Source organism: Gemmatimonas sp. (assembly GCF_044345575.1).
In the GTDB taxonomy this organism is placed as follows: domain Bacteria; phylum Gemmatimonadota; class Gemmatimonadetes; order Gemmatimonadales; family Gemmatimonadaceae; genus Gemmatimonas.
The window spans coordinates 1-3442 of sequence record NZ_JBIJAW010000344.1 but is presented as its reverse complement, the minus strand read 5'-3'; the positions used below and the strand labels follow the sequence as shown (position 1 = coordinate 3442).

At 66.7% G+C, this 3442-nt stretch carries 2 protein-coding genes and 1 pseudogene; 1 reads left to right on the top strand and 2 read right to left on the bottom strand.

Annotated features, from left to right (window positions below):
* Positions 1-111: 111 nt before the first annotated feature.
* Both ACIQ6O_RS14815 and ACIQ6O_RS14810 read right to left on the bottom strand, forming a co-directional pair.
* Positions 112-816, bottom strand: a complete 705-nt coding sequence (locus tag ACIQ6O_RS14815) for a hypothetical protein (RefSeq protein ID WP_396208553.1) — start codon at positions 814-816, stop codon at positions 112-114.
* 1 nt (position 817) lies between these two features.
* Positions 818-1375 carry a DUF4402 domain-containing protein gene (locus ACIQ6O_RS14810; RefSeq protein WP_396208552.1) on the bottom strand — a complete coding sequence of 186 codons (558 nt, stop codon included), beginning with the start codon at positions 1373-1375 and terminating at the stop codon, positions 818-820.
* Between the two features lie 343 nt (positions 1376-1718).
* Here ACIQ6O_RS14810 and ACIQ6O_RS14805 point away from each other — a divergent pair.
* Positions 1719-3442, top strand: a pseudogene (locus tag ACIQ6O_RS14805) (hypothetical protein); the annotation flags it as partial.

Below are 3442 nucleotides of genomic sequence, written 5' to 3'. Positions count from 1 at the left end.
AGGCGACCGGCCAGGTGAAAAACACACGCGGCGCCGACCGTGAGCCGACGCCGCCATGTGGTTAACCTATTGGCCCGCTCGAGACTGGGCAAGCTGTTGCCGCACCATGACCTACGCGTGCTTCGCGACGCCCGGGAGCACACCGGCAGGGTCCACCGGCTCCGCCCCCTGATCGGCGAGGAGGCGCGCGGGAACGTGGGAGACGAGGCGCTGCCACATCGACTCATCCAAGCCGCGCAGCACCCTGAGCACCTCGCCAAGTACCGCACCGGATCGCCGGCTCGACACCAGCAATGCCGCGGCCCGCTGCAGAATGCGCGCGGCCATGAGCGGTTCGTCCCGCACCACCGCTTCGGCCATGCGACGCGCCAGGGCCGGATCGCTCTCGGCTTGCAAGGCGGCCGACGCAGACACGGGTGTCCAGCGTCCGCCGCTTCCCTCGATCGCGCGCAGGACCCGCTCGCGCACGACCGGCGAGGGGTCCTTCAAGAACAGCATCAGCGTCTGTCGACTAACCCCGTCCGACCACCGTGACAGTACCGCCACCGCGGTCAGCCTGACCTCGAGGCTCGAGTGCGCGGTGAGTCCACCAAGCAGATCCGGCGGTACCGGCGGCTGCTCGTCGACGAGCATCAGGAGGACCCGCTGCACCAGACGCGGATCCTGCAACCGCAACGCAATCGCGACGGACTCGGCCGGCAACAGGGCGCGGGCACCACTGCCATCACCCTCGGCGAGCGCTACCACCTCCGACCCCAGCCGGGCGACGCCCTCACCACTGGCAGGCGAGGGCGCGACGGTCGCTGCGGCGCCCATCTCAGCTGCCGGTGTAGTTCACCGCCACACTGATCGTCCCGGCGTAGCTACCCGCCGCCTGGTTGGCCGCCGGCGTCGCCGTGGCACGGATGCGAAGGAAGTAGCTCTGGGCGCTGGCCGCCGCACCACCCATCGTCACGTTGAGGGCGTTCGCCGTGCCCGTGTTCAAGGTCACAACCGCCCCGGTACCGTCGGCGTCGTTCGTCCCGTGACGCAGCTCGACCGCGCTGAGCGGAATGTTGTTGCCACCGGTCGCAATGTTCTCCGGCACGGTGATGCTCAGCGCGAGCTCCGCACCGCCCTCTCCCGTGATGGTGAAACGGGCGCGGCCGCCGCTGGCGGCGTTGTCCGTCCATGCAATCGTCTTCGCCGTGAACGGCGAGAAGAGATTACCGAAGCGCAACGCTTCGTTGCTCGTGATGGCAAGGGGCGTGAAGACGCGCGCGCTGACCTGCGTGGTCGCCGTCTGCGTCGGGCTCGCTTGCGCAGCGAGGGGAGCCGCAAAGGCGAGCGAAAGGGCAATGGCCGCAACGGCGGCGCGCTGGCTGGTAAGGATCATCGTCGGTCCTTGGCAATGGATGAGTTGTCGGAGAGGCTCGAAGCCCCAACCCTGCGTTCGGCCTCCCCCCAGATGACCACCTCATGACAGGGGGCCTGAGACGCCGCATTTGGATGTATCGGCACCGGTGAAAAAAACTTTAGAAATCTTTTTACCGATTTTTTTGCCGAGAACTGGAACAAGAAATGAAGTGACCTTCACCTCATCAGTTAAGTCCTGTTCATGGCATGCCGATACATCTCTCAGATAAAGCGGGCACGGCCGTTCGTTAAACCATACCCGCGCACCTGCTGAGCACCGCATCGCCGTTCGCCTCTTCCATTAATACCCGAGAATTATCCACGTGCCGGTCTGGACTCGCGCTCTCCGGGCATTCGCCGCCATCGCGGTGCTGCCCCTCTGGTTGCCCCTCTGGGGGCAGGCGGCGAGCGTTTCTCCTCAGGCGGTACTCCTGACCGATCGGCGGCCCTCGGGATCGATCACGGTACTCAATCCCAACACGGCGCCGATCGATATCGCGCTGGGGGTGCGGTACGGCTACGTCACGTCGGACAGTGCGACCGGCCGCACGACGGTGAAGTTCCTGACCGACAGCATCCCGGGCAACTCGGCCACTCGCCTTGTGCGCTTTGCGCCGGCGCGATTCCGCTTGCCACCCGGTGGGTCGCAGATCGTACGGTTCGTCGCGGTGACACCCGACAATCTCCCAGAGGGGGAGTATTGGGGTCGCGTCACGGTCGCGGCCGCGGCTGTGACCGACGACGGCCTCGCCGACGCGACCGTTCGCGTCTCAGGCAGCGTCAATATTGAAGTGCAGACCGTGATCCCGCTCTTCTTTAGAAAGGGGCGACTCGCCACGGCACTACGCGGCCAGGTGGCAGGGGCAACCCGCCACGACAACGTGGTGCAGGTGCAACCGCACTTCGAACGGTCCGGTAATGGCGTGAGCATCGGCCTCGCTCGTCTCGACGTGCTCGACAGCGCGAACACGGTGCTGCACAGCACCACGCGACAGCTCGCCGTGTATGATCGTCTCGATCCGCTCTATGAGCTGACACTCCCCGGCGAAACCGCCGGCCGAGCGGCCCGCGTCCGGATCACGGTCACGTCGAACCGCCCGGATCTTCCTGAGGGTTTGCCGCTCACGTTCCCGCCGTTGGTGCTGAATGCCGAGATCACGAAGGGCGCGGGGGCTCCGGAATCCTCGAGTCCAGTGATGGAAGAGCCCGACGGGGAGCCGGACGTTGCCGAGCTTCACCCAAGCACGCTTCCGCCGATCTGGGAAGACGGTGGAGCCCCGCCCCCGTTTGCCGCGGTCGAACAAATGCAGGGCGATCTCGTCCGCGCGTCCGACGCCGACTCCACACCGGCCCGTCGGCGATCGCCAGCGGGGCGCGACACCATCGTCATCGCTCCTGTCTCACCCGACCCGCCAGCACCGGGGCCGGGTGATGGCGCATTGACGATCCTCGCGGTCCTCATCGGCGAAGAAGAGCTCGGGACGTTGCTGACCGAGGAAGGCGCGTCACCCGATCGCCCGCTCATTCCATTGACCCGCTTCGCGAACCTGATCGGCGCCGGGGTGGAAGTCGACCATGGTGGTACCCAGTGGCAGCTCGTGCTGCGAACGGCGGTCCCAACCAAAGCCAGTCTCGATGTCCTGACAGGTCGAGCCACGCGCCAGCGCGGCGCGGCCCGCGCCGAAGTGCGCTCCTTCCCTCTCCCGTTCGGCCGCCGTCTGCGCGATGAGTGGTACGTCGATCTCGCCGTACTGGAGTGGCTCACGAACATCGGCCTGCGAATCGACGCGCCGACGGCCAGCTTGCTTGTGGACACGCGCCGCGAACGGCTGCCACGCTTCGCTGCGGAAATCGGGCGTCGTGAACGCGGGGGCATGATGACCGATGAGGTGCTCTCTGCGCCGCGCCGAGAGGGCGAGCGACTCCACTGGAGCGGGTGGAAGCCCGCCGGTCTGTCGACCACCTATATGCACAGCGTCGACAACCAGCTGGGAGACTTCGCCAGCGCGATGACGATCGGCACGACGGTGCTCGGCGGCGGGTTGGC